Origin of the sequence: Sulfitobacter noctilucicola, assembly GCF_000622385.1 — a bacterium.
Taxonomy (GTDB): domain Bacteria; phylum Pseudomonadota; class Alphaproteobacteria; order Rhodobacterales; family Rhodobacteraceae; genus Sulfitobacter; species Sulfitobacter noctilucicola.
On sequence record NZ_JASD01000008.1, the window covers coordinates 38,229 to 62,852 of the forward strand.

General features: G+C 56.3%; 25 protein-coding genes, 1 pseudogene and 1 riboswitch. Of the genes and pseudogenes, 7 read left to right on the top strand and 19 right to left on the bottom strand.

Features of this window, described 5'->3' with window-relative positions:
* The first annotated feature begins 97 nt into the window (after nt 1-97).
* From Z946_RS0103605 to Z946_RS0103620, 4 genes are all read left to right on the top strand, one after another.
* The gene (locus Z946_RS0103605; protein WP_025054371.1) at nt 98-757 is read left to right on the top strand and encodes an ABC transporter ATP-binding protein; all 660 of its coding nucleotides are present in this window, start codon (nt 98-100) and stop codon (nt 755-757) included.
* Nucleotides 735-2,405 (top strand): KpsE/RkpR family capsule polysaccharide export protein, encoded by a 1,671-nt coding sequence (locus Z946_RS0103610; RefSeq protein WP_025054372.1) that lies wholly within the window; start codon nt 735-737, stop codon nt 2,403-2,405. Before Z946_RS0103605 ends, Z946_RS0103610 begins: the two co-directional genes overlap by 23 nt.
* Complete coding sequence (gene kdsA, locus Z946_RS0103615) at nt 2,402-3,235, top strand: 3-deoxy-8-phosphooctulonate synthase (protein ID WP_025054373.1); 834 nt, start codon at nt 2,402-2,404, stop codon at nt 3,233-3,235. Before Z946_RS0103610 ends, kdsA begins: the two co-directional genes overlap by 4 nt.
* An 83-nt stretch (nt 3,236-3,318) precedes the next feature.
* Complete coding sequence (locus Z946_RS0103620; RefSeq protein WP_221228680.1) at nt 3,319-4,758, top strand: phosphomannomutase/phosphoglucomutase; 1,440 nt, start codon at nt 3,319-3,321, stop codon at nt 4,756-4,758.
* A gap of 24 nt (nt 4,759-4,782) precedes the next feature.
* On the opposite strand, the gene Z946_RS0103625 is transcribed toward Z946_RS0103620, so the two are convergent.
* From Z946_RS0103625 to Z946_RS0103650, 5 genes and pseudogenes are all read right to left on the bottom strand, one after another.
* On the bottom strand, nt 4,783-5,430 hold the full coding sequence (locus tag Z946_RS0103625; protein ID WP_025054375.1) for a phosphoribosylanthranilate isomerase: 648 nt from the start codon (nt 5,428-5,430) through the stop codon (nt 4,783-4,785).
* Between the two features lie 8 nt (nt 5,431-5,438).
* Nucleotides 5,439-5,789: a lipopolysaccharide assembly protein LapA domain-containing protein gene (locus tag Z946_RS0103630; RefSeq protein WP_025054376.1), complete on the bottom strand. Its 351-nt coding sequence runs from the start codon at nt 5,787-5,789 to the stop codon at nt 5,439-5,441.
* Nucleotides 5,789-6,073, bottom strand: coding sequence for an integration host factor subunit beta (ihfB, locus tag Z946_RS0103635; protein ID WP_025054377.1), 285 nt, complete (start codon nt 6,071-6,073; stop codon nt 5,789-5,791). The genes Z946_RS0103630 and ihfB overlap by 1 nt, the downstream gene beginning before the upstream one ends.
* A gap of 449 nt (nt 6,074-6,522) precedes the next feature.
* Nucleotides 6,523-8,223: pseudogene (gene rpsA / locus Z946_RS0103645) on the bottom strand (30S ribosomal protein S1); the annotation flags it as partial.
* A 337-nt stretch (nt 8,224-8,560) separates the two neighbouring features.
* The gene (locus Z946_RS0103650; protein WP_025054379.1) at nt 8,561-8,941 is read right to left on the bottom strand and encodes a rhodanese-like domain-containing protein; all 381 of its coding nucleotides are present in this window, start codon (nt 8,939-8,941) and stop codon (nt 8,561-8,563) included.
* A gap of 258 nt (nt 8,942-9,199) precedes the next feature.
* Here Z946_RS0103650 and Z946_RS0103655 point away from each other — a divergent pair, with 258 nt between their 5' ends.
* Nucleotides 9,200-9,898 (top strand): ZIP family metal transporter, encoded by a 699-nt coding sequence (locus Z946_RS0103655; protein ID WP_025054380.1) that lies wholly within the window; start codon nt 9,200-9,202, stop codon nt 9,896-9,898.
* Here the strand turns inward: Z946_RS0103655 and Z946_RS0103660 are convergent.
* The 5 genes from Z946_RS0103660 to trmB all read right to left on the bottom strand — a co-directional run bounded on the left by Z946_RS0103660 (nt 9,895) and on the right by trmB (nt 13,846).
* The gene (locus Z946_RS0103660; RefSeq protein WP_025054381.1) at nt 9,895-10,464 is read right to left on the bottom strand and encodes a polysaccharide deacetylase family protein; all 570 of its coding nucleotides are present in this window, start codon (nt 10,462-10,464) and stop codon (nt 9,895-9,897) included. The genes Z946_RS0103655 and Z946_RS0103660 overlap by 4 nt on opposite strands.
* A 75-nt stretch (nt 10,465-10,539) precedes the next feature.
* Complete coding sequence (locus tag Z946_RS0103665) at nt 10,540-11,169, bottom strand: (d)CMP kinase (RefSeq protein WP_025054382.1); 630 nt, start codon at nt 11,167-11,169, stop codon at nt 10,540-10,542.
* Entirely contained in the window at nt 11,166-11,672 is a 507-nt protein-coding gene (locus Z946_RS0103670; protein ID WP_025054383.1) for a hypothetical protein, read from the bottom strand. Before Z946_RS0103670 ends, Z946_RS0103665 begins: the two co-directional genes overlap by 4 nt.
* Nucleotides 11,669-13,021 carry a 3-phosphoshikimate 1-carboxyvinyltransferase gene (aroA, locus tag Z946_RS0103675; RefSeq protein WP_025054384.1) on the bottom strand — a complete coding sequence of 451 codons (1,353 nt, stop codon included), beginning with the start codon at nt 13,019-13,021 and terminating at the stop codon, nt 11,669-11,671. The genes Z946_RS0103670 and aroA overlap by 4 nt, the downstream gene beginning before the upstream one ends.
* Before the next feature lie 123 nt (nt 13,022-13,144).
* Nucleotides 13,145-13,846, bottom strand: coding sequence for a tRNA (guanine(46)-N(7))-methyltransferase TrmB (gene trmB, locus Z946_RS0103680; RefSeq protein ID WP_025054385.1), 702 nt, complete (start codon nt 13,844-13,846; stop codon nt 13,145-13,147).
* Between the two features lie 109 nt (nt 13,847-13,955).
* Between trmB and Z946_RS0103685 the strand changes: the two genes are divergently transcribed.
* Entirely contained in the window at nt 13,956-14,732 is a 777-nt protein-coding gene (locus Z946_RS0103685) for a response regulator (RefSeq protein ID WP_025054386.1), read from the top strand.
* A gap of 58 nt (nt 14,733-14,790) precedes the next feature.
* Here the strand turns inward: Z946_RS0103685 and metK are convergent, their stop codons facing one another.
* From metK to miaB, 8 genes are all read right to left on the bottom strand, one after another.
* Nucleotides 14,791-15,972, bottom strand: a complete 1,182-nt coding sequence (metK, locus tag Z946_RS0103690) for a methionine adenosyltransferase (protein WP_025054387.1) — start codon at nt 15,970-15,972, stop codon at nt 14,791-14,793.
* A gap of 3 nt (nt 15,973-15,975) precedes the next feature.
* Nucleotides 15,976-16,025, bottom strand: a riboswitch (SAM-SAH riboswitch).
* 32 nt (nt 16,026-16,057) lie between these two features.
* The gene (lnt, locus tag Z946_RS0103695; protein ID WP_025054388.1) at nt 16,058-17,572 is read right to left on the bottom strand and encodes an apolipoprotein N-acyltransferase; all 1,515 of its coding nucleotides are present in this window, start codon (nt 17,570-17,572) and stop codon (nt 16,058-16,060) included.
* Complete coding sequence (locus Z946_RS0103700) at nt 17,569-18,468, bottom strand: hemolysin family protein (RefSeq protein WP_025054389.1); 900 nt, start codon at nt 18,466-18,468, stop codon at nt 17,569-17,571. Before Z946_RS0103700 ends, lnt begins: the two co-directional genes overlap by 4 nt.
* A gap of 34 nt (nt 18,469-18,502) precedes the next feature.
* On the bottom strand, nt 18,503-19,006 hold the full coding sequence (gene ybeY / locus Z946_RS0103705) for an rRNA maturation RNase YbeY (protein ID WP_025054390.1): 504 nt from the start codon (nt 19,004-19,006) through the stop codon (nt 18,503-18,505).
* A 58-nt stretch (nt 19,007-19,064) separates the two neighbouring features.
* Complete coding sequence (locus Z946_RS0103710) at nt 19,065-20,072, bottom strand: PhoH family protein (RefSeq protein WP_025054391.1); 1,008 nt, start codon at nt 20,070-20,072, stop codon at nt 19,065-19,067.
* A gap of 129 nt (nt 20,073-20,201) precedes the next feature.
* Nucleotides 20,202-20,522 carry a hypothetical protein gene (locus Z946_RS0103715; RefSeq protein WP_025054392.1) on the bottom strand — a complete coding sequence of 107 codons (321 nt, stop codon included), beginning with the start codon at nt 20,520-20,522 and terminating at the stop codon, nt 20,202-20,204.
* Nucleotides 20,523-20,533: 11 nt separating this feature from the next.
* Nucleotides 20,534-21,136, bottom strand: coding sequence for an OmpA family protein (locus Z946_RS0103720; protein WP_081780861.1), 603 nt, complete (start codon nt 21,134-21,136; stop codon nt 20,534-20,536).
* Nucleotides 21,137-21,325: 189 nt separating this feature from the next.
* Nucleotides 21,326-22,633: a tRNA (N6-isopentenyl adenosine(37)-C2)-methylthiotransferase MiaB gene (gene miaB, locus Z946_RS0103725; RefSeq protein ID WP_025054394.1), complete on the bottom strand. Its 1,308-nt coding sequence runs from the start codon at nt 22,631-22,633 to the stop codon at nt 21,326-21,328.
* Nucleotides 22,634-22,746: 113 nt separating this feature from the next.
* Here miaB and Z946_RS0103730 point away from each other — a divergent pair, with 113 nt between their 5' ends.
* The gene (locus tag Z946_RS0103730; protein WP_025054395.1) at nt 22,747-23,616 is read left to right on the top strand and encodes a hypothetical protein; all 870 of its coding nucleotides are present in this window, start codon (nt 22,747-22,749) and stop codon (nt 23,614-23,616) included.
* Nucleotides 23,617-23,672: 56 nt separating this feature from the next.
* On the opposite strand, the gene Z946_RS0103735 is transcribed toward Z946_RS0103730, so the two are convergent.
* On the bottom strand, nt 23,673-24,587 hold the full coding sequence (locus Z946_RS0103735) for a hypothetical protein (protein WP_025054396.1): 915 nt from the start codon (nt 24,585-24,587) through the stop codon (nt 23,673-23,675).
* Nucleotides 24,588-24,624: the final 37 nt, after the last annotated feature.

Below are 24,624 nucleotides of genomic sequence, written 5' to 3' on the forward strand. Positions count from 1 at the left end.
ATAGGACATAATATCGCCAAAGTCGCCTTGTAGTTCATGAATAAGCTTCTGGAAAAGGAGCACTACAGACGATCACCTGTCAGCAACCGGAGCAGGCATGCTGGAATTCGAAAATGTATCAAAGTCCTTTTGGACAGGATCACAACACAAGGTGATCCTCGACAAGGCCTCGTTCCGTGTGGAACTGGGCCGGTCTTTGGGCATTCTCGCACCGAACGGAACCGGCAAGACAACGCTTATCAATATGATGGCAGGACTGGAAAAGCCTGACGAGGGCGAGATCCGGCGCAGCTGCAACATCTCGTTTCCGCTGGGCTTTATGGGTGGCGTCGTGGCGAAAGTATCTGCCATGGAAAACGCCCGCTACATCGCGCGGCTCTATGGGCTTGACCCTGATTATGTCGAAAGCTTCTGTCGTTGGTTGTGTAACCTTGGCGAATACTTCGACCAGCCGCTTGGCACCTATTCCGCCGGCATGCGCTCGCGCTTTTCCTTTGCGTTGATGCTGGCACTCGATTTTGACATGTACCTCATTGATGAGGGCATGCCGTCGACCACAGATGTTGAATTCAACCGCAAAGCGGGCGAAATTCTGCAAGAACGCCTGCGGACGACCACAATCATCATCGTCTCGCATCAGGCCGAGACACTGGAAAAATTCGCCCGTTCTGCCGCCGTTCTCGTAGATGGTCAGTTCGTTATGTTCGATACGTTGGAAGAAGCGAAACAATTGTATGACTACCAAACCCAAGGCTAGGAAATTCCGCATCAAGCGGACCACGCCCTCGGCAACGGATGTTGCTTCGCATGCGCCTGAAACGTCGCCAGAGGTGCCCGCGCGCCCTAAACCGCAGCCGGTGAAGGCAGAACCACGTCCGGTTGCGCCAACGCCCGCGCCCGAACAGCCTGCCGCACGCGCTGGTGAGGTTTCCTCCGCCGCTGAAGTGGTGGGCGAAACCGATATGGACGCGATCCGCCGCGAAGGGCTGACAGGCCGGCAGCTTCGTATGGCGCGACGCGTCGCTCAAAAGCACAACCTTGCCCCAACATCCGATTTTGACGCCGTCCGCCTGTTGCGCAGCAAGGGCATTGATCCGTTCCAGCGTTCGAACATGCTTGAGTTGGTTGTACCCGGTGGCGAGGAAGGCACGCCCGATGGCAAGAACGCGCCAAACCATCAGCTAGGCAGAGTGCAACTGCCCCAGACAGTCCCTGCAGGCGGAATGAACCTGCCATCGACCGATACCAATCCGGCCGAACGCAGGCAGCGCGAAATATCCGAGATTCAACGCGACATCACCCGCCGCCGCCGCCGTAAACTTGGCTTGCTTATGGTGCGACTGGCGTTTTTCGTCATGTTGCCGACATTCGCCGCAGGGTATTATTTCTACAACGTGGCGACCCCGATGTACGCCACAGACAGTCAGTTTCTTATCATCCAGAACGAGGGGAGCGCCGGTGCCAGCCCCTTTGGCGGGCTACTGCCGACCCAGTTCGCGAACTCTGCTGACAGCATTGCAACACAGGCTTACCTGCAGTCCAAGGACGCCATGCTGCGCCTGAATGAAGATGAAGGTTTCATAGATCACTTTGCCACAGATGAGATTGATCCGATCCAGCGCCTTGAGGCGGATGCAACCAACGAAGAAGCGTACAAAGTCTACAAGAAAAATGTGAAAATCGGTTATGACCCGACCGAGGGTGTGATCCGCATGGAAATCATCGCAGCCGATCCGGAGATTTCTGCCTCGTTCTCGAATAGCCTGATCAAATACGCTGAAGAGCGGGTGAACAACCTGTCCAAACAAAAGCGCGAAGACGGCATGAGAGATGCGCTGGAAGGCTTTGAAATTGCGACGCAGAAACGCCGCGCCGCCCAAGAGGCGCTGATCAAAATGCAAGTCGAGAACGGCGTTGATCCCGAAGCCGAAATCGCAGCCATTCGCGGTCAGATCACCACGTATGAAGGACTGTTGATCGAGAAAGAACTCGAGTTGGCCGCTTTGCTTGACAATGCCCGCCCGAACCGCGCCAAGGTCGACGGCACGCGTGGCGATGTCCGTCGCTTGCAAGAGCAACTGGCGAAACTCAAGGACAAGATGAGCTCTGCCACGGAAGGCGATAATTCACTGGCTCAGCAGGCTGTCACCATGCAACTGGCAGCAGCCGACCTTGCCGCAGCGGATATGGTCCTGCAAGCAACCCAGACAGCGGTAGACCAAGCCCGCACCGAAGCCGGCCGTCAGGTCCGTTATCTGACAGTTGCGGTGGAACCGGTCGCCCCGCAGGAACCCACCTATCCGCGCAAGTTTGAGAACACCATCTTGGCTTTCCTGATATTTGCGGGCATTTACCTCATGTTGTCTTTGACAGCCTCGATCCTCAGAGAACAGGTAACTTCATGACCCAAGTCACAGTTGGTGACGTCATCATCGGCAACAACCGCCCCCTGACAATTATCGGCGGTCCTTGCCAGTTGGAAAGCGAAGACCACGCGCAGATGATCGCAGGCACCTTGAAAGAGGCTTGCGACGCTGCTGGTGCGCAATACGTCTTCAAGGCGAGCTACGACAAGGCGAACCGCACATCGCTATCAGGCAAGCGCGGCCTTGGCATCGACGAAGGCCTGCGTGTGCTGCAATCGGTGGCCCAGGCGAATGGCGTGCCGGTCCTCACGGATGTGCACACCGAAGCCCAATGCGCCATCGCTGCCGAAGCTGTCGATATCCTGCAAATCCCCGCCTTCCTGTGCCGACAGACAGATATGCTGCTGGCCGCAGGCAATACCGGCAAAGCCGTGAACGTCAAAAAGGGCCAATGGCTGGCACCTTGGGAAATGGGCAATATTGTCGAAAAAATCGAAAGCACCGGCAACAAGAATATCCTGCTGACCGAACGTGGCACTTCGTTCGGTTACAACACGCTCGTGGCGGACATGCGCTCCCTGCCCCAGATGGCGCAAACCGGTTATCCGGTCGTGATGGACGCGACACATTCCGTCGCGCAACCGGGCGGCCTTGGTGGCTCTTCTGGCGGGCAGCGCGAATTTGCCCCCGTGATGGCCCGCGCCGCAGCGGCAATCGGTGTCGGTGCGATCTTTCTGGAGACCCATGAGGACCCCGATAACGCACCCAGCGACGGCCCGAATTCGATCTATCTTGACCAGATGCCCAACCTTATCGCCACCTTGATGAAGTTTGACGCATTGGCCAAAAAACACCCGCTTACATTCTAAGTACTCTTTTCAGACGAGGCATATCCGTGACCAAACCCGCCCCAACCGTTTCCCAGAACACGTGGGAATTCCTGCGCGACGCAATGATCACGCCTACAGGTTTCCGTGAATATGACGCCCGCTGGAAATATCCCGATGATATCAACCTGCCCGGTATCACGGCGCTTGGCCTTGGCCTTGGAACCCAGATGCACCGCCGCGGCATCGAACCGGTTATCGCCGTCGGTAACGACTACCGCGACTATTCCCTGTCGATCAAGAACGCGCTGATGCTAGGTCTGATGCAGGCAGGCATCCACGTCAAAGACATTGGTCCCGCCCTGTCGCCCATGGCCTATTTCGCGCAGTTCCACCTTGATGCACCAGCGGTTGCCATGGTCACCGCCTCTCACAACCCCAACGGCTGGACCGGCGTCAAGATGGGCTTTGAACGCCCTCTGACACATGGTCCGGACGAGATGAACGAACTGCGTGACATCGTATTGAACGGTGAAGGCGAAGCGCGCGACGGCGGCAAATACGAGTTCATCCATGGCGTGCGTGAGGCCTACCTCGATGATCTGGTTGGTGACTTCAAGATGACCCGCAAGCTCAAGGTTGTCTGCGCCACAGGCAACGGCACGGCTTCGGCCTTCGCCCCCGAACTCTTCAAACGTCTCGGCGTCGAAGTGGTCGATAGCCACAACCAGCTTGATTACACTTTCCCTAACTACAACCCGAACCCCGAAGCTATGGAAATGCTGCACGACATGAGCGGCTCGGTCAAAGCGTCGGGCGCAGACTTCGCGCTTGGCTTTGACGGTGATGGCGACCGCTGCGGTGTGGTGGACGATGAAGGAGAGGAGATTTTTGCCGACAAGGTTGGTGTCATCATGGCTCGCGATCTGGCTAAAATCTATCCCGGCGCGACCTTTGTGGCTGATGTGAAATCAACCGGCCTGTATGCTTCTGATCCAGAATTGCAGAAGTACGACATCAAGGCAGATTACTGGAAGACCGGTCACAGCCATATGAAACGCCGCGTCAAAGAGATCGGCGCCTTGGCGGGCTTCGAAAAATCAGGCCACTACTTCCTCGCGGAACCGATTGGCCGTGGTTACGATTGCGGCATGCGCGTCGCGGTCGAGATCTGCAAGCTGATGGATCGCAACCCCGATATGTCTATGTCTGACCTGCGACGCGCCCTGCCCCGGACATGGGCAACGCCCACAATGTCACCCTATGCGGCTGATACTGAGAAATACGATATCCTTGAGCGCTTGGTGGAAAAACTTGTCGCCAAGCATGACGCTGGCGAGCAGATTGGCGGCCGTGCGATCAAAGAAGTGGTGACCGTAAACGGCGCACGCGTGATCCTAGATAACGGCGCTTGGGGCCTTGTGCGGGCATCGTCAAACACGCCTAATCTTGTGGTGGTATGCGAAAGCCCGACATCCGAAGAAGAGATGCGCGCAATCTTTAAAGATATCGACGATGTCATTCGCACAGAGCCCGGTGTCGGAGAGTACGATCAGACCATCTGATCGACGATCCGGCTCGATTGAGCCCTAGTCCGCCAAGGCGGCCTTGCAGAAAGCATGGATCAACCCTGCGTCTTTAACCCCCGGTGAGGATTCAACGGCGGAGGACAGGTCAACCTGCGTGGCACCCGTCACGCGGATCGCTTCACGCACGGTATCTGCGTTCAACCCACCGGCAAGCATCCAAGGCACCGGCCAACGACGGCCTGCGACCAATGACCAGTCAAAGGCCAGCCCGTTGCCCCCCGGGAGCACAGCATCTTTGGGCGGCTTCGTATCTACCAGCAACTGGTCCGCAACTTGTCCATAAATGTCGAGCGCGGCCAGATCATCTGCGCTTCCGACACCAATGGCTTTCATCACCGGCAATCCATAGCGCACCTTGATCTCTGACACGCGCTCCGGCGTCTCGCTGCCGTGAAGCTGTAGCATGTCCAGCGGAACGCTTTCAGTAATGGCATCCAGCTCTGCATCGGTGGGATTTACGACCAAAGCGACCTTACACAGGCCAACAGGCGCGACGGCGGAAAGCTCGGCTGCCTTTTCTAAGGTAACGAAACGCGGTGACTTGGGAAAAAACACCAGTCCCATGTACCGCGCACCGGCATCCGCAACGGCGGCCACGTCAACAGGACGCGTCACACCGCATATTTTTACATTGATGTGAGACGGCATGAGCGGCCTCAGCCTGCCTCGTCCAGCAGCGCCAGCACGTCATCTTTGCCCTGATGCTTCTCGCCCTTCAGGCGGGCGATCTCACGCTCCAGCCGGCGGGTTTCGCGCGCAAGACGCGCCTTTTCGGCACGCTCACCGTATTCGCGGATCCATTCCCAGATAAACCCGACAAGCAAACCTGCAACAATGCTGCCCAGAATGACCAGAAACAGGGGCAGCTGGATTTGTGGTGTGACGGCAAACCAGCCGGCAACCTCGCTTGGCAGAACCTGAAGGGTCACCAGACCACGGTTCGCCAGCGCGACAGAAATAAGCGCAATCGCAAAGACTGCAATACAAAGGTACCGAACATAACGCATCAGCTTTTCCCGTTCAGCCTGTCACGGAGCAATTTCCCCGTCTTGAAAAATGGTACGTGCTTTTCATCTACATGAACGGTCTCGCCCGTTCTCGGGTTACGGCCCACTCTTGCGTCACGCTTCTTGACTGAAAAAGCACCAAACCCGCGCAGCTCGACCCGGTTCCCGTCTGCCATCGCACCAGTGATCTCATCAAAAATAGTATTCACGATACGCTCAACATCCCGCTGATAGAGGTGCGGATTGTCATCTGCTATTTTCTGGATGAGTTCTGACCGGATCATTTTTGGTATCCCCCCACGAGATATTGATATTTTGGCAGCTCGTACCCGACTATAGGAAAGAAGTTACGCCCTTGGAAGACGGCTCAGACTTGATGAGCGAAGTTTTTCATAGGGAACATGCTGATTTAAGGGTGATTTCCGGTCCCGCGATGCGTTGCCGGACCGCGAAGTCGATGTATCGCGCGCTGATGGATGTACCGATTCGAAGAAAAACGCCAAGATTTCGCGCTCTGCAAATTTCTACCGAGGCACGAATATCTCCCCACCATTGCACTCCTAGAACCTTATGCAGGTCCCGATTGGTAGAGGCTTGAGATCACCACGAAAACGAAACGCTGCTTTTTGGAACGGTTCTGATGTCGATGCTCGGCAAGATCGCTGCTGCCAAAGAAAAACCCCGCGCCTCAAAGGCGCGGGGTTCACTGTCATCTTCCGGTGTGTGACCGGAATTAGTCTTCGTTCTTCAGAGCTGCACCAAGGATATCACCCAAGGATGCGCCGGAGTCAGAGGAGCCATACTGCTCAACCGCTTCCTTCTCTTCTGCGATTTCACGCGCTTTGATGGAAACACCAAGACGGTGTGCTTTTGCATCCACGTTCGTGATGCGCACGTCGACTTTGTCACCAACCGAGAAACGCTCTGGGCGCTGCTCTGCACGGTCACGGGACAGATCGGAGCGGCGGATAAAGGCTTTCATACCTTCGTATTCCACTTCGATCCCGCCATCTTCGATGGAGGTCACGTTTACAGTCACAACAGAACCGCGTTTCACGCCGCCCACTGCTTCTGCGAACTTGTCACCGCCGACACCTTTGATGGAGAGGCTGATGCGCTCTTTCTCAACGTCAACTTCGGAGACAACTGCCTGAACCGTGTCGCCCTTGCGGTAATCCTGAATGGCTTCTTCGCCACGCTGGTCCCATGACAGGTCGGACAGGTGCACCATGCCGTCGATGTCGCCGTCGAGGCCAACAAACAGACCGAATTCGGTGATGTTTTTGACTTCGCCTTCGACTTCCGTGCCCTCGGGGTGTGTTTCTGCAAACACTTCCCATGGGTTGCGCATTGTCTGCTTGAGGCCAAGGGAAACGCGGCGCTTGGCACCATCGATTTCCAGAACCATGACTTCGACTTCCTGAGAGGTAGACACGATCTTGCCGGGGTGTACGTTCTTCTTTGTCCAGGACATTTCGGAAACGTGAACCAGACCTTCGACGCCTGGCTCCAGCTCAACAAAGGCACCGTAATCGGTGATATTGGTGACGCGACCGGTGTGCGAGGATTCCAGCGGGTACTTCGCCGCAACCAGATCCCATGGATCTTCCTGCAACTGCTTCATGCCCAAGGAGATACGGTGCGTCTCTTTGTTGATCTTGATGACCTGCACCTTGATCGTCTCACCGATTGTGAGGATCTCGGATGGGTGGTTCACACGGCGCCATGCCATGTCTGTGACGTGCAACAGGCCGTCAACGCCGCCCAGATCAACAAACGCACCGTATTCGGTGATGTTCTTGACCACACCGTCGACTTCCTGACCTTCGGTCAGGTTACCGATAACTTCGGCACGCTGTTCGGCACGTGATTCTTCGAGGATCGCACGACGCGATACAACGATGTTGCCGCGGCGACGGTCCATTTTCAGAACCTGGAACGGTTGCTTGAGACCCATCAGAGGGCCCGCATCGCGCACGGGACGTACATCGACCTGAGAACCGGGAAGGAATGCAACAGCACCGCCCAGATCCACAGTGAAACCGCCTTTGACACGGCCAAAGATCGCACCTTCGACGCGCTCTTCTGCGGCGTATGCTTTTTCCAGACGATCCCATGCTTCCTCACGACGGGCCATCTCACGAGAGATAACCGCTTCACCGCGGGAGTTTTCGACCTGACGCAGGAAGACTTCTACCTCGTCGCCGACTTCTACTTTGGGGGCTTCGCCTGGCTCGGCAAATTCTTTCAGCTCAACGCGGCCTTCCATCTTGTAGCCAACGTCGATAATGGCTTGGCCCGCTTCAATTGCGATCACCTTGCCTTTGACAACAGAACCCTCTTCGGGCGTGTCCATTTCGAAGCTTTCGTTCAAGAGTGCTTCAAACTCGTCCATCATATTCGCCATGTAGCGTATCGTTTCCTTTATAGACTTGTTTTCTGGCCGTGCGGTTGTCTCCGCCGGTCTTGGGTGTGAATTGGTCTTTGAGTAGGGTCACATAACGCAAAAGAAATAGGGCCGGCATTGACCGACCCTGCTCAGATGTACGTCACGTGGCTTGTATCCGCCCCTTAGACAGGTGCGCGTATAGGACAGTCAGACCTTTCCTGCAAGGCTATAATGGCCCGAGGCCCCTCACCTGTTTGACCATTTGAGAGGAGGCTTGCATGGTCGATGGCGTCTTACGGCCCGCAAGCTGTCCTGATTGCCCTAGATGGATAGAACGCCGCGAGGTTTTAACTTCAAACACCCCGCGGCCTTCCCCTTTCACTCATCCCTCTTCTGTCGGACCGCCAGCGTCTTTCCAACCCGGAAAGCCGCCAATGTTGGTCACATTGGAATAGCCCATATCCTGCATTGTCTTGCCGGTTAGTGCGGCTTGTCCACCTGCACCGCAAATCAGATAAATTTCGCCGTCTTTCTTAAGCGCCGGATTGTAGAAATCTGTCATCGCTGGATCAGCGCGAAACTCCATCATGCCCCGCGGGATACGAAGCGCGCCTTTGATCGTGCCGCTTTTGGCGATGTCACCGCTGTCGCGTACATCGACAAACACGCCTTTGCCTTCTGCATGTTTTGAAATCGCTTCCTTGGCATCCATTGTAGGTACGGTTGCATTGGCAGCATCAAGATAGTCCTGCGCGGTTTTCATCAGATTGGTCCTTTATTCTATTGCCGGTCACAACGCCGACTGTTCCTTCAGAACTATGGCTCCCAGATAGCCTTTCAACCCACACCGGAAGAATGTCAGGACAGATCGGCGTCACTTGCCTCGGACAAGTCGGCAGCTATCCTCATGGTGGAATGCGCGACAATTGGCTGCGGTTCCGTCAACTCGCCAGCAAGTGGGATCCTATCAACGAGGCATGTCATACAAGTATCGCGACACTACGAAAGGCAGACGACCGACATGATGGTTTTCGCAATTATTCTTGTTAGCTCCTGCGCGCTGATCGCAGGCGCTCTTTGGGGAATTTACCGCCCGCCTTCGGCTCGTGTTGAGGGTTTTGTCGTGGCGATGGCCGGTGGCGCATTGATCGTATCCGCAATCGCGGAGCTTTTGGAACCAGCTGCCCAATCAACAGGGCTTTGGGGACTTCTTTTTGTGTTTGGGCTGGGCGCTACCGTGTTCACAGCTATTGATACATGGATCGAGAAAACTGTCGGGGAAGAGAGCGGCGGCGGTTTACTGGCCGCAATCGTGCTGGACGGCATTCCCGAAAATCTGGCGCTGGGTGTTGTGTTGATCACAGCCGAGCCAGCCACGGTACTGGCTCTCGCAGGCTCTATCTTTCTATCAAATCTACCGGAAGCCGCAGGCGGTGCCCGCGCAATGGCTGAAAACGGTTTCAGCAAGCTTAAAACGCTGGGGCTTTGGTCGGCAACAGCCGCTATACTCAGCCTCGCAGCGATTGCAGGAAACCTATTGCTGTCGCCCATACAGCAAAGCCCGCTGGCGCTTATTCAGTCGTTTGCAGCAGGTGCGGTTATCGCATCACTTGCCACAGAGGTGTTTCCCAAAGCCTATCGTGAGGACAACCAGCTGGCCGGTGTGGCTGTGGCCTTGGGCGTCGCAATTGCATTCACCCTTCATCAGATAGGGGGTTAAAGCGCCTCGCCCTTTTTGCGCAAATCCTGCAACAACTCGCGGTAGATGTTACCAGTATCGCCCCCACCGAAGATCGCAGCGCCGCCTGTATAGGCGTTGCCATAGGTTTTCGCGACAGTGATTGTCTGAACCAGCCCCGACAGGAACTGATCCTTCTTCAACGGCGAAAGCGGGTGGATGAACACACCCCAAAGCCTGCCATGTGCCACCGCGTAGCGGGCGTCGAGCGCGGCGTCGAAGTTGGCTTGCATCATTCTGAGCAGATCGCTTTCTGACAGCCCTTCGGTGCTCGCAATCGGCACCATGGCCCGCATCCTGTCAGCGCGGGGGTCAGCAATTACGACTATGGGAATGTCGTCCAGCGTGAATTCAAGCGCAGGTCCGCGTGCGATCACATCGGGATCCAGCGCACGCACGATTTCTGCCAGTCGCGACATCGTCATCGCAGCTTCGGGTTCTGGCGGTTGCGCGAGCGGTTGGATGTCGGTGTTCGGTTCAGGCGTTTCCTGCGCAACAGCTCCGCTCGCAAGCGCCAAAACCATCATTAACATGAGAACAATGCGCATCCCGGTCCCTCACTTATGTGTCCTACTACTGCAAGACTTGCACAAACGCCGGACCTCTGGCTACGCACAAGCGCGTTACATTGCGGCCTTGATAAGTGAAATTGCAGCGGCAACAGCGTCTTCTATCGCCATGTCAGAGGTATCCACCTCAATCGCATCATGTGCGGGTTTCAAAGGCGCATCGGCCCGCCCCATGTCGCGGGCATCTCGCGCCTGAACATCTGCAAGAACCTCTTCAAAGCTGGTCTCCAGGCCGTTGCCGGACAGCTCCTGAAACCGGCGCCTTGCACGGACATCCGCAGTTGCCGTCACAAACAGTTTCACCTGCGCAGAGGGGCAAATGACAGTTCCGATATCACGACCGTCCAGCACGGCCCCGCCTGCACGCGCGGCAAAACTGCGTTGGAAATCGACCAACGCGGCCCGCACTTCTGGTACTGCCGCCGCCATACTGGCCGCCTGTGCCACATCAGGTGTTCGCAGATCAGGGTTCGTAAGGTCTTCAGGCACCAGCGTCTTCGCTGCCGACTCCGCGTCCTGCCCCAAAATCACCTTTGCGCCGACAGCACGGTAAAGCACGCCCGTGTCCAGATGTGCAAACCCGAAATGCTCTGCCACGGCACGCGAAATTGTGCCCTTACCAGAGGCCGCAGGCCCGTCTATGGCAACCGTAAACCCTTGCGTTGTGACCGGAGCATTTGTCATGCGGCACCTCCCGAGCGGGGTGAAAGCCGCCATGCCCAAACCGCCAGCAACATCGCCAGCGCCAGTGAAATCCATTTCGCGACTGTATAGGCGCTGGCCTGCAGGATCGCGCCCGCCGACACCTGCGGACCGGTCGTCAGCATATGTGCCACTGCTGCATTTTCAGCAAGATCGAGCGCAAGATAAACACACGGCGACAAAGCGATAACGCCGCGCACGACTGCATTTACGTTTCTGGCATGCTGCCAGATCACGCCAATAAGTGTGATTGCCAACAAAATTGGGAAAACAGTATCAATCTGCCGGAAAGCGCCCTGATAAAGCGCTGTCTGGTCGTCGCTTAATGCCGCGATGTAGCTGCGGGACTCATCCACGCCATAGCCACCGAACCGCGCATCAAATACGCCCATGCCGTCAGCTTGCAGCCAAGCCAGTGACATCAAGGCCAGAACGGCGAAAAGCAATGCCGAAACGGCCCCGGTCAGCTTTAACAAGTTGTTCATGCGGTTGACCGCGTAACCTGCGCCCCCAAAGCCTGCATCAGCGGCTCAAAAATCGGGAAAGACGTGGCGATAGGACCGCCGTCATCAACGCGCACAGGGTCTTGTGATGCCATACCTAGGATGAGAAATGACATGGCAATGCGATGATCGAGATGGCTGGCACACACAGCACCGCCGGGAACATTACCGTGGCCGGCCCCCGTGACAATCCACCAGTCAGGGCCATCTTCAACGTCGATGCCGTTTGCCCGCAAACCGGTCGCCATTGCATCAATCCGGTCGCTTTCCTTAACGCGCAATTCCTTTACGCCGCGCATAACGGTCTGGCCCTTCGCATAGGATGCTACGACCGACAGAACCGGATATTCGTCTATCATTGACGCTGCCCGCTCCGGCGGGACCTCGATGCCATGCAAATCTGGCGAAAAGCGCGCGCGCAAGTCTGCAACCGGTTCCCCGCCCTCTGTGCGTTCATTCTCGTATGTCAGGTCCGCGCCCATCTCGCGCAGGGTGGTGAACAACCCGGCACGTGTGGGATTCAGACCAATCCCGGGCACTAGCACGTCCGATCCGGGCACGATCAGCGCCGCACAGACCGGAAAGGCCGCCGATGAAGGATCACGGGGCACTTCGATATGTTGGGGCTGCAATTCTGGCTGACCTTTAAGTGTGATAACGCGCCCCTCGTCGGTATCGACCACACTGATATTAGCGCCGAACCCTGCCAACATCCGCTCGGTATGATCGCGCGTCGCCTCTGCTTCAGTGACGACCGTCTCGCCCGGCGCATTCAGTCCCGCCAGCAGCACCGCAGACTTCACCTGAGCCGACGGTACAGGCACCGTGTAGCGCACAGGGACAGGCTCCTTCGCGCCGACCAACGTCATGGGAAGCCGCCCGCCTGTGCGCCCCACTGTCTGACAGCCGAACAGCGCAAGAGGGTCCGTGACACGTGCCATCGGACGGCTGTTGAGGCTCGCATCACCGGTGAATGTGGCAACAATTGGCGAAGTGGCCATCGCGCCCATGATCAGCCGCACTCCCGTGCCTGAGTTGCCGCAATCAATGACACCGTCTGGTTCTGCAAAACCGCCGACCCCGACGCCGACTACGGACCAGCGCCCGCCCCCGTGATCGGTAACGTCCGCCCCGAAAGCACGCATCGCCTTGGCCGTATCCAGAACGTCCTGCCCCTCTAGCAAACCTTCGATCGTCGTCTCACCGATACACATCGCACCAAGGATCAACGACCGGTGCGAGATCGACTTGTCCCCCGGCACCTCGGCTATGCCTGTGAGCGGCCCGCAGGCGGTGGATGTCATTGGGATCGGATCACCATGGGCTGACATAGAGAGAGGTCCTTTGTTATTCGAAACGCTTCTAGCCCAGCACCTGCACGCCGTCTATGCCAAGGCAACCACGCCCAGCAGATTCAGCCCCTGAAACGTCAGCTTATCGCGGCCGGACACAGCTCAGGTTTTGCGGAAAGTCAGATAATGCGGCACACGGCCTTCGCGCAGCGCCTTTTGCTCGTAACGGGTCGACAACCAGTCGTCCCAAGGTTTGCGCCAGTCGGTCGGTCCTTCGGCGAGCCACTCGAAGCCGAAGCGCGGCACCTCTTCCAACGTCTGGCGCACGTAGTCTTCGATATCTGTAGCCACGCGAAAGATTGATCCGGGCTTCAGCACACGTGCCAGCGGCACCAGATGCTCTTCGGTAACAAAGCGGCGGCGGTGATGACGCGACTTCGGCCACGGGTCCGGATAAAGCAGGAAGGCACGGTCAATCGACGCCTCGGGCAGCACGTCAAACATGTCACGCACATCGCCGGGATGGACCGCTACATTCTCGACGCCTGCTTTGCGGATTTTGCCCAGCAACATCGCCACGCCGTTGATGTAAGGTTCGCAACCAATGATCCCGACGTCAGGGTTGGTGGCAGCCTGATGCACCATGTGCTCTCCGCCACCAAAACCGATTTCAAGCCAGACCGGTTTGCCCCCGAAGAGCCCCTCCAGATCAAGCGGTGTTCGTTCCGGGTTCTCTTCCCAGCTGACCGCACCGGGCGACAGACCGTCAAGGTCTTCGGCGATATAGCCGCGCTGTGACTGCTTGAGGGACTTTCCCTTTAAGCGTCCATAAAAGTTTCGGCGGGGGCGATTGGATGTTTGCATGGGGCTGGCCTTTAGCGCCTGATCCTCCGTCCTGCAATGCCTGTGCGCGTTATAACCCGGTTAAGACTATGGCGCTAAGCAAGTTGCAAACCGCCGCAAAGGATCACCGATGACCGCTGCACAAAGCCAGAATTACAAAACGTTTTTGAACGCACCAATGGACAACCACCTGTCGGTTTTGATCCTGGATGATGAACGGTTTGACCGGCACCGCATTGCGCGACTGTGTTCCGGTCTAGGCTTCCCCTGCACAATAAACAATGCGCAGACCCTTGGCGAATTTTCCCGTGAACTCGAGCTGGAAAGCTATGGTCTGATCCTGCTTGATTACGCGCTTCCGGATGGCACCGGACTGGAAGCACTGCAAATGGTGCATCTCAGCCCGCGAAACCTGAACACCCCGATCCTGATGATTTCCGGTCAGGTCACGCCAGAACTAGCGGATGAGGCCCGCTCTCTTGGCTGTGTTCACTATCTCGCGAAAGACGATCTCAGCCGCGACAGCTTTGCAGATGCTGTGGCGTGCGCAATCGGTTCAGCACCAGCGACGGATGTATTCACCAAGACGCGTTTTGAAACAACGGATATGGAACAGTTGCTTGAGCTTTGTGCAGGCACTTGCGCCCGCGATATCAAACCCATGGTAAGCAGATTGATGCGACAAATGCGTGACCTGCGGGCAAAAGGTGAAGTGAATGACCTGCTGTCCGTCAGGGCGATTGAACAAAACTGTCTTAGTCTTTGGACGTTTCTGACCGAGAAAGAGCATGAAACCGGAGCGTCTTTAATGGCGTCCCTTGCAGACAGTGCGATACCAAACGTGCCTGCACCACCAAGGCAAGTACTCAGCAGACCGCCTTCAGTTTTCTCGAAAAGACCGCAGTAACGCAAACGGGCCGGACCATCCCGACAGAATGTCCCGACCCGAAATTATGAGAAAGAAGTTAAACCGCTGCCTTAAGTTTATCAGCCAAGTCTGTCTTTTCCCAAGAAAAACCACCATCACTATCTGGTGCCCGACCGAAGTGACCGTAGGCCGCAGTACGCTGGTAGATCGGCTTGTTCAGTTGCAGGTGCTCGCGAATGCCGCGCGGTGTCAGGCTCATCACCTTGCGGATTGCGCGTTCCACTTCGGCATCATCGACTTCGCCGGTCCCGAACGTATCGCAGTAGATCGACAGCGGCTCGCTTACGCCAATGGCATAGCTAAGCTGGATGGTACACTTTGTGGCCATACCGGAAGCAACCACATTCTTCGCCAGATAGCGAGCCGCGTAAGCCGCAGAGCGGTCCACTTTGGTCGGGTCCTTACCAGAGAACGCGCCGCCGCCATGCGGGGCCGCACCACCATAGGTATCCACGATGATTTTCCGACCGGTAAGGCCAGCATCTCCGTCAGGTCCGCCGATCACGAATACGCCGGTAGGGTTCACGTGCCATGTCGTGTCGCTGTCAATCCAGCCGTCTGGCAGCACTTCGCGGATATAAGGTTCGACGATATCGCGAATATCCGCGCTGGTCTGGTCATGTGATGCATGCTGTGTCGAAAGGACGATGGAGGACACGCCTACCGGCTTGCCGCCTTCGTAGCGCACGGAAAGCTGGCTTTTCGCATCCGGGCGCAGTGTCGGCTCTGTCCCGTCCTTGCGCACTTCGGCGAGGCGGCGCAGGATCGCATGGGCATAATGGATGGGTGCGGGCATCAAATGCTCTGTCTCATCCGTGGCATAACCGAACATGATGCCCTGATCGCCTGCACCTTCATCCTTGTTACCGCTTGCATCGACGCCCTGCGCAATATGCGCAGATTGCTCGTGCAAAAGGTTTGTGATTTCGCAGGTGGCGTGATGAAACTTGTCCTGCTCGTATCCGATATCCTTGATACAGGCACGCGCAATGTCTTCGATGCGGCCCATATATTCCGAAAGTTTGCTTTGGTCACTCAGCCCGACTTCGCCACCAATCACGACACGGTTGGTGGTCGCAAAGGTTTCGGCGGCAACGCGCGCTTCTGGCTCTTCGCTCAAGAAGGCATCAAGCACCGCATCCGAAATGCGATCACATACCTTGTCCGGATGTCCCTCTGAGACGGATTCGGACGTAAAAATATAGTTCTTTCGGGACATGTAAGCTCCAATACCAATTAAAATGCCACGTCAGGAAGCCGTTGTGACATCAGTTAAGGGTGCTTATCCATCGCACCTAGCGCGGTCAATGATTTAGCCGTTTGGCACGCTGCCAGCCGCCGATTGTCACGATTAAGAGTCCCCCAAGCAACACAAAGAGCGCCGGCCAGTCCTTTGTGCGACTATAAATTGTAGGGGGTAAAGGCTGTGCCAATGTGGCATCGACAAATCCTGGGGTGTTCAGCGGAATGCTCGCGGTGATACGGCCGTAGGGGTCAATCATGGCTGAAACTCCGGTATTCGCCGAACGGGCAAGCGGTAAACCCTGTTCAATCGCCCGCATTCGCGCCTGTGCCAGATGCTGACGTGGGCCAGCGGCCTTTCCGAACCATGCATCATTTGTAATTTGTATCAAAAAATCAGGCCTTTGCGGCGTGCTGTTCACGTCTTGCGCAAAGACAGCCTCGTAGCAGATTAGCGGCAGGGCACGGCCCAGCTTGCCGAAATCCAGCAAAGTCGGTCCGGGACCTGAGGCATATCCACCGCGTGCCCGCTGGGCCAAACCGAAAATCTCGAAACGAGCCATCAGACCCGCGAAAGGCATGTATTCGCCGAATGGCACCAGATGGTGCTTGTCGTAGGTCTGCGTCACCTCGCCTTGCGTCCCCAGCACGATCATCGAGTTGTAGTAGTTCACCATGTCACGGCGCTGCACTCCAAGTGCCACATTCGCAGCCCCCGCCGCATTGGCAATCTCGCTTAACGAGGATCCGGCAAGATCAAGCACCCATGGTATCGCCGTCTCCGACCACAAGACCAGATCGGGCGGTGCGTTGCCTTCGATTGGTGGCGCAGCACTTAATTGGAGCTGCCGGTCAAAAAAGACAGGAATTTTATCGGGGTCCCATTTGTCCCGTTGCGCGGCGTTAGGCTGGATCAGGCGAACGATATGGTCAGTCATTGGAGCTTCGGACCGGCTGACGGGCAGCACAGCCACGACCAGCACAATCCCGAGCATGGCATCCCGCAGATAGGTGACTTTCGTTCGCAATCGCGGGACCGCACAAGACGCAAGCGCCACTGAAGCTGCGACCAGCACCACATTCATTCCATGTGGACCGACCCACGCCAGACCCTGCCCCAGCAGACGGTCCACCAAAATTTGCGATGGCATGGCCCATGGGAAACCTGTGAAAATATACGCGCGCAGCATCTCTGCCGCCGGCCAAGTCAGGATCAGCCCCCAAAGCACCGGTTGCCTCGAAAGCCGTCTGGCCAGCCAGAATGCCCCACCCCAAAAAAAGGCCAAGCCACCGGCCAGAAAGACCAGCGCAAAAGGAGCCATCCAGCCATGGCGGGCAACATCGACCATGAAAGGCGAGACAATCCATTGCAAAGCATGCATGAAATAGCCAAGCCCGAAGGCCCAGCCGGTCAGTGCCGCCTGCCACGGCGTCAGACGCCCTGCTGTCAGCCAGACAACAACCGCCATGCCCGCCACCATGGCGAGGCTGACGTTGTAAGGCTGCTGTCCGAACGCGGCCAGCGCACCGCTGAGCGCAGCCGCACCCAGCGCAGGCCAGCCTCGTTCAAATGTCATCCATTAGATCCAGTAGTGCGAACACGCAGTCGTTTGATACGGCGCGGGTCTGCGTCGATAACCTCGAACTCCGGCCCATCGGGGTGCAAAACAACTTCCCCGCGTGTCGGCACGCGTCCCGACAGCATAAAGACAAGACCACCAAGCGTATCGATCTCTTCCTCATCCACATCATCGTGGTCAGTAAGCGAATGCCCGATCTCTGCCTCGAAATCCACCAGCGGAGTCTTGGCAAGCGCCAGATAAGTGCCCGGCTTCTCAACGCTCCAGAATGTCGTCTCGTCTACGTCATGTTCGTCTTCGATCTCGCCGATCACCTGTTCTATCAGGTCTTCAATGGTCACCAATCCGTCAACGCCACCGTATTCGTCGATAACCAGCGCCATATGACGGCGCTCCGCCTGCATCTTGGTCAACAAGACGCCGATACCCATGCTGGGCGGCACAAATAACAACGGGCGCAACATCGCCTTGAGGTCAAAATTCGCGGGCTTTCCGTTAAAGCCGTACTGCAAAGCCAGATCTTTGAGGTGCGCCAGTCCAACGGGAGTATCAAGTGTGCCCTCGAAAACAGGCAAACGTGTCAGCCCACTTTCCTTAAAAATAGCGACAAGCTCATCCATCGTGGCCGTCACCGGCACTGCGGTAATATCAGCCTTGGGGATTGCCACATCGTCGACACGCATCCGGCGCAGGTTCATCATCCCCCGCGCAGACACCCGGTCTACCGGCGGCGGCGTCATCTCTTCGCCCGCGTCTGAATCAGACGGACTGAGCGCCTCGATCACCCGAGAAAAGAATCCGCCAGACTTGGCGTTTGCATCATCTGTTGAAGTCGTATTGTCATCCGGTTGCGCGCTTTGCGCCGCGTCAGATGATCCGTCGTTGTCGCCCATTGGGTCCTGTCATTATTGCCAGCGGTCCTGCCGCCTACGATTCCCTATATGGGTTATCCAAACCCAGTTTGCCAAGTATCTCAATTTCCAGGCCTTCCATCAAGGCGGCATCCTGCGCGTTTTCGTGGTCAAAACCCAACAGATGCAGCGTTGCATGGGATATCAAGTGGGTCACATGCTCCGAAGGGGGCTTTCCTGCTGCCGCAGCTTCTGCCGCGCAAGTATCATAACTGATCGCGATGTCACCGAGTTCGATCATCCCATCGGGTCCCGGCTGAACAGGCTCCGGTCGCTCACCTGCTTGAGAGGCAGCACGCTCCTCCGCGGGCCAGCTCAAGACATTTGTGGCAGAAGGTTTGCCCCTGAAGTCGGCATTTAACACAGCAATCCGCGCATCATCACAGGCCAGAAGGGACACCTCGCACAAGGCGTGTTCCACGCTGAGGTGCGACAGCGTTTCAGTCAGGGCAACATCAGCCAACGCGGTCAGGTCCAAGTCATCCCAACGCGAATCTTCGATCACAATCTCAAGCGGCATCAGTCAGGCACGTGCGTAATCACTGGGGGAAAGGGAAGGAGCATGGATAAATGCATGCTCATGCCGCTGCTTCGTTTTCATACGCCTCGATAATTGCAGCCACCAGCGGATGACGCACCACATCTTTTGATGTGAAGTAATTGAAGCTGATCTTGGGGATCGACTTCAGCAAACGCTCTGCATCCGCAAGTCCGGACTGCGTGCCGCGCGGCAGGTCGATCTGCGTGCGGTCGCCGGTGATCACCATACGGGAATTGTTACCCAGACGGGTCAGAAACATCTTCATCTGCATTGACGTGGCGTTCTGCGCCTCGTCCAGCACCACAAACGCGTTGGACAACGTCCGGCCCCTCATAAAGGCAAGCGGCGCAATCTCGATCCGCTTTTCTTCGATCAACTTGGCCAGTTGCTTGCCGGGCAGAAAGTCATTCAGCGCATCATAAAGCGGCTGCATATAAGGATCGACCTTATCCTTCATGTCACCCGGCAAATATCCAAGCTTCTCACCTGCCTCGACAGCTGGACGGCTTAGGATGATCTTGTCCACGTGGCCCCCAATAAACATGCTGACACCGACTGCGACGGCCAGATATGTTTTACCGGTGCCCGCAGGGCCAATGCCAAAGGCCAGTTCATTATCGAACAGCGACTTCACATATGCTTTTTGTGCCTCGGTGCGCGGCTCAACGCGTTTTTTGCGGGTCTGGATTTCAATGGTCTCGCCTACCGGCATCTCAAGCTGGTCGCCTTGCCGTACGCCCGTCCCTGCGTCAGAGCCGCCCATCCGCAAAAGGCTTTCAACCTCGGCCTGCTCAACAGCGCGCCCACCCTCAAGGCGCGCATAAAGCGTATTCAAAACGCTTGCCGCCTGCGCGGTTGCGTCGCTTTCTCCGAGTACACTGAGGTGATTACCACGCCGGATGATCTGCACTTCCAGCGCCTTTTCAATGGCAGCCAGATGCGCATCATATGCGCCGCAAAGATCAATCAACAAACGGTTATCAGGGTATTCAAGCACGACCGGCTCATCGGTTGGTGTCGGTGTGATCACGTCGCTTGGTGGCAAGGCAGGCTCCTAAGGTTCGGGTCTATGCAATGCAGATAAGGCGCGTGCGCCATAAATGCACCCCGTAGACAAAAAAAGGGCCGACGTGCAAAACACGCCGGCCCTTGAATACTGTGTGCTTCGCCAAGATCAGTTCGGATCCGGGATAAATGTGCCGCCTTTGAAGTCACCCACGGTGTGGGTTGGCGGTGCCACGCCAGAACAGACCGGCTTGCCGAATTTGTCCAGACGTGCGGAAAGATACCCTTCTACACCGTCGTCGATGATCCAGTGGTCACAGCCGTTCGGGTCTACCCAGATGCCCGCCTGAAGCGTGCTCAGGTGGTGGCCGTTGATCCCGCGATCGCGGGTTTTATCGGATGAATAACCGCGCAACGCGCCTTCGTAGTCGCCACAGGCGGTCAGACCAAAGGCACAGGCCGTCACGAGAAGAATTTTGGATTTGATCACGTCACGTCCCCTTAGCGAATGCAGATGATTTCAACGCGACGGTTTTTGGCCATCCCATGCGCTGAATTGTTGGCCGCTGCCGGCATACGTTCGCCATATCCGCGAACATCCGCGATACGCGCACCGTTTGCCGCCGCAACAGCAGCGACTGCATTGGCGCGGTTAAAGCTGAGGCGCATGTTATAAGCGTCAGACGCACGGCTGTCGGTGTGGCCGGTGATGATATAGGACACAGCACCCGTTGTGCGGAAGAAATTCGCCAGACGGGCCTTGCCCGCTTTGTGGATGCGGTAGCTGTCTGTAGCAAAGAACTGGTCCGAATTCATCACACCGCAAACATTACCCCGGCGGCAGACCGGAATACCCTGACGGTTGGTGTGTGGCGTCATGTAGCCTTCGGCACCATCATCCATAACCCAGTGCTCGCACCCGTCGGGATCAACCCAGATAGTTGGCGTATAGACACCCTTGTCGCGACCGCCTTGCGACCGTGTCTGTGCATCAGCACCGGTAGCCGCAAATGTCGCTGGTAGCGCGACCGCCGCCGCGAGTGACAGGCTCACCACGGCGCGGATCGCTTTGGAGATTGTGTTCACCACAGCATTTTCCTTCATTTTTTCCCCCACGAAAGGCATGCCGACAACCAAAGGCGTAGCATCCCCGCAATAGTCATACGTTAGGTAAAAATTTGGACCGTGTGAAGCGCTGATATCTACATTTGGTGTTTAATTCTGCCGCTAACACATGGAAATACGGCGAAATTGTGGCAAACACGCACCAAATGCCCTTCGACGGCGCATGGCTTAAAGAAGTTGCGCTGTCAGCGAGTTCGTTTTTGCCTCAACGATTCTAACGCGCGCAATTTCGCCAATTGCAGCGTCACAATTTTCCACATGAACAGAATGCAAATATTCGGACTTCCCCAGCATCTGGCCCGCTTCACGACCTGCACGTTCAATCAGGACGGATACATCGCGGCCAACCATTGATCGCTGGATCTCGTGCTGGTGGTCCGTGATCAGCGCCTGCAACCGTTGCAGACGATCGTCGGCAACATCCGGATCAACCAGCGGACGCTCTGCGGCAGGGGTTCCGGGGCGCGTGGAATACTTGAAGGAATAGGCATATCCGTACTTTACCTGCCGGACCAATTCCATCGTTGCTTCAAAATCGGCGTCCGTCTCTTCCGGAAAGCCTACGATAAAATCACCTGACATGATGATGTCGGGACGTGCTTCGCGGATACGTTCGATCAGGCGCAGATAGCTCTCGGCCGTGTGGCTGCGGTTCATCCGTTTCAGAATGCGGTCCGATCCCGACTGCACCGGAAGATGCAGATAGGGCATCAGTTCCGGCACGTCTGCGTGTGCCGCAATCAGATCATCTTCCATATCGTTGGGATGGCTGGTGGTGTAGCGGATACGCTCCAGCCCATCGACCTTAGCCAATGCGCGGATCAGGCCAGACAGACCGCCTTCATGTCCGTGGTATGCATTTACGTTCTGGCCCAGCAACGTCACCTCGCGCACGCCGCGCTCCACCAGATCACGTGCTTCCTCCAGCACGCGGTCCGCCGGGCGACTGACTTCGGCACCACGGGTATAAGGCACGACACAGAACGCACAGAATTTGTCACAACCTTCCTGAACGGTCAGAAAGGCAGCAGGAGCACGTTTGGCCTTGGGGCGCGATTTGAGATGCTCGAACTTGTCCTCTTCGGGGAAATCCGTATCCAGCGCGGTTTTGCCCATGCGCAAACGTTCTTCCATCGCTGGCAACCGGTGATAGCTTTGCGGGCCGACAACAAGATCGACAGCAGGCTGGCGGCGCATGATTTCCTCGCCCTCCGCCTGTGCCACACATCCCGCAACGCCTATCTTCAGGTCAGGATTCTTTGCCTTGAGCGGCTTCAGTCGGCCCAGTTCGGAATAAACCTTCTCCGCCGCTTTTTCGCGGATGTGGCAGGTGTTGAGCAGGATCATATCAGCATCGTCCGCCGACTTCGTCTCGACATAGCCCTGCCCACCCATGGCCTCGGCCATGCGCTCACTGTCATAGACATTCATCTGACAGCCATAGGTCTTGATAAACAGCTTTTTGGGCGTAGTCATGGCAGGGTCCGGTGCTTGCAGGAATTGTGCGCGGTCTAACAGGGCAACCCTGCGCTTGCAATGCACTGCGAATTAACCGATTCTAGGTCAAAAGACATCCGATTTGGGGTCCCATGCAGTACGCCAGCCTGACTGAAATGATAACGGCCGAAACCGCAACCCTCGCGAAAGGGCCGCATGCGATTGTAATGGTCGAAGACGATGTCGAAGTGGCCACAACTTTGCGTCACCACCAGCAGATGGGTTTCAAAACCGTGATCGCGCTGATGCCGGCGGCCTTTGACCTGCCCCGCGATGTTCAGGAAACGGTTATTCGTGTGGACTATAATATGTCCGCAGAAGGCGCGATGGAAAACGCTTTGAACGCCCTGATGGACCCGATGGCGGGGCAATGGGTGTTCTTTTGTTATAACGCCGAATATTTCTTCTATCCGTTTTGCGAGACTCGTGGCGTCACCGAAATGCTGGCCTTCCATACGGAAGAACGCCGCGATGCAATGCTTACCTATGTGATCGATCTCTACGCGGAGGACCTCAACAAGTTTCCAGATGCGGTGTCATTGGACCAAGCCCATATGGACCGCTCGGGCTATTATGCATTGGCGCGGCACGATGTTGAAAACCACAACCACCCGAAAGAACGGCAGCTTGATTTCTTTGGCGGCTTGCGCTGGCGCTATGAGGAACACGTACCTGCCGTACGGCGCAAGATTGACCGGATATCCCTTTTCCGTGCCAGAAAAGACCTGCGCATCCGGTGGGACCACACGTTTTCAGATGAGGAATACAACACCTACGCCTGCCCGTGGCACCACAACATCACCGCTGCCGTCTGTTCATTTCGCACAGCGAAAGCACTGAAAAGCAATCCGGGCAGCAAATACGAGATCCAAACATTCAAGTGGCACAACTCTGCACCCTTTGAATGGCACTCTCGGCAGCTGTTGGATTTGGGCCTGATGGAACCGGGGCAGTGGTTCTAGCGTCCGTCTTCAGACGCCAGAATTCGCATACCAGTATCTGTTAGAAACGGCTGGCGTCACTCCGCTGCTTCTTCCCGCTTCGTTTCCAACTCCGCTTCAAGCTCGTCCAACTGTGCTGTGTATTTGTCAGTCGCCTTGGTGATATCTGTAATCAGCTTGGTGATGATCTTGGAATCCTGACTTTCTTTCAGTTCCTTTTTCATCTTGGTTTTGGTCGTCTTCGCATCCTTGGCCAAAGACGTCAGCGCATCCAGTTCCTTTTCCGCTTTGACCAGACTTGCCTCGGCCACGTCGAACTTGCCGTCCTCCATCGCTTTGCGCACTCCTTTGCACAATTTATCAATGGCTTTCGGCGTGCTCTTGATTGTCTTTTCAGTCTTGCGGCGTCCGTCCTCTGCCAGTGAGGCGGGAAATTCTTTCGGCGTCACCGCGGCAATCGCGTCTTTGACCACAGCATCGATCGTGCGTTGATAGTTCGTGCCATAAAGCACGACAAAGCTTTTCAGCGATCCCAACAGGTCCTGCGATTTCTTGAGGTCGGGCAAGACCTTTCCCTTGATCTCTTTGATCAGGGCCATCACCTCCATGTCGCCCATGCCACTGTTCTTCTTGAGGTCCTTTTCCACAAGGTCGGTACGCTTGATCAGCATGGTATTATAGGTTTTCACCTCATTGCTGAACTTCGTGAACGCTTCTAGGTTCTTGTGGTGATCCTTCAGCATGGCTTCCCATGCTTTCAAAGGTTTGACGACATCCGCGTGGCTTACGAAATCTTTCGATTTCTTGGATGTCACGCCAGAAGCACGGACCTTTTGGACAGCCTCCTGCAACACGTCTTCCGCGCTCCAGGTTTTTTCCAGATGTGCCAGCATTGCCTTGTGAAGTTTGTCGCCCGCCGCAAACATGAGGTCGGTTCGCTTTTTCTTGTCGGCTTTATACTCTTTAACAAATTTGTCGGATTCCTTGGACATCATAAATCTCCATAAAAAATGCATTTTGTAGGGCAGC

Excerpts from the sequence above, each read along its gene's own strand:
- Z946_RS0103605 (WP_025054371.1), top strand. The coding sequence starts at position 98 with ATGCTGGAATTCGAAAATGTATCAAAGTCCTTTTGGACAGGATCACAA.
- Z946_RS0103610 (WP_025054372.1), top strand. The coding sequence starts at position 735 with ATGACTACCAAACCCAAGGCTAGGAAATTCCGCATCAAGCGGACCACG.
- kdsA (WP_025054373.1), top strand. The coding sequence starts at position 2,402 with ATGACCCAAGTCACAGTTGGTGACGTCATCATCGGCAACAACCGCCCC.
- Z946_RS0103620 (WP_221228680.1), top strand. The coding sequence starts at position 3,319 with ATGATCACGCCTACAGGTTTCCGTGAATATGACGCCCGCTGGAAATAT.
- Z946_RS0103625 (WP_025054375.1), bottom strand. The coding sequence starts at position 5,430 with ATGCCGTCTCACATCAATGTAAAAATATGCGGTGTGACGCGTCCTGTT.
- Z946_RS0103630 (WP_025054376.1), bottom strand. The coding sequence starts at position 5,789 with ATGCGTTATGTTCGGTACCTTTGTATTGCAGTCTTTGCGATTGCGCTT.
- ihfB (WP_025054377.1), bottom strand. The coding sequence starts at position 6,073 with ATGATCCGGTCAGAACTCATCCAGAAAATAGCAGATGACAATCCGCAC.
- Z946_RS0103650 (WP_025054379.1), bottom strand. The coding sequence starts at position 8,941 with ATGAAAACCGCGCAGGACTATCTTGATGCTGCCAATGCAACCGTACCT.
- Z946_RS0103655 (WP_025054380.1), top strand. The coding sequence starts at position 9,200 with ATGATGGTTTTCGCAATTATTCTTGTTAGCTCCTGCGCGCTGATCGCA.
- Z946_RS0103660 (WP_025054381.1), bottom strand. The coding sequence starts at position 10,464 with ATGCGCATTGTTCTCATGTTAATGATGGTTTTGGCGCTTGCGAGCGGA.
- Z946_RS0103665 (WP_025054382.1), bottom strand. The coding sequence starts at position 11,169 with ATGACAAATGCTCCGGTCACAACGCAAGGGTTTACGGTTGCCATAGAC.
- Z946_RS0103670 (WP_025054383.1), bottom strand. The coding sequence starts at position 11,672 with ATGAACAACTTGTTAAAGCTGACCGGGGCCGTTTCGGCATTGCTTTTC.
- aroA (WP_025054384.1), bottom strand. The coding sequence starts at position 13,021 with ATGTCAGCCCATGGTGATCCGATCCCAATGACATCCACCGCCTGCGGG.
- trmB (WP_025054385.1), bottom strand. The coding sequence starts at position 13,846 with ATGCAAACATCCAATCGCCCCCGCCGAAACTTTTATGGACGCTTAAAG.
- Z946_RS0103685 (WP_025054386.1), top strand. The coding sequence starts at position 13,956 with ATGACCGCTGCACAAAGCCAGAATTACAAAACGTTTTTGAACGCACCA.
- metK (WP_025054387.1), bottom strand. The coding sequence starts at position 15,972 with ATGTCCCGAAAGAACTATATTTTTACGTCCGAATCCGTCTCAGAGGGA.
- lnt (WP_025054388.1), bottom strand. The coding sequence starts at position 17,572 with ATGACATTTGAACGAGGCTGGCCTGCGCTGGGTGCGGCTGCGCTCAGC.
- Z946_RS0103700 (WP_025054389.1), bottom strand. The coding sequence starts at position 18,468 with ATGGGCGACAACGACGGATCATCTGACGCGGCGCAAAGCGCGCAACCG.
- ybeY (WP_025054390.1), bottom strand. The coding sequence starts at position 19,006 with ATGCCGCTTGAGATTGTGATCGAAGATTCGCGTTGGGATGACTTGGAC.
- Z946_RS0103720 (WP_081780861.1), bottom strand. The coding sequence starts at position 21,136 with ATGAAGGAAAATGCTGTGGTGAACACAATCTCCAAAGCGATCCGCGCC.
- miaB (WP_025054394.1), bottom strand. The coding sequence starts at position 22,633 with ATGACTACGCCCAAAAAGCTGTTTATCAAGACCTATGGCTGTCAGATG.
- Z946_RS0103730 (WP_025054395.1), top strand. The coding sequence starts at position 22,747 with ATGCAGTACGCCAGCCTGACTGAAATGATAACGGCCGAAACCGCAACC.
- Z946_RS0103735 (WP_025054396.1), bottom strand. The coding sequence starts at position 24,587 with ATGTCCAAGGAATCCGACAAATTTGTTAAAGAGTATAAAGCCGACAAG.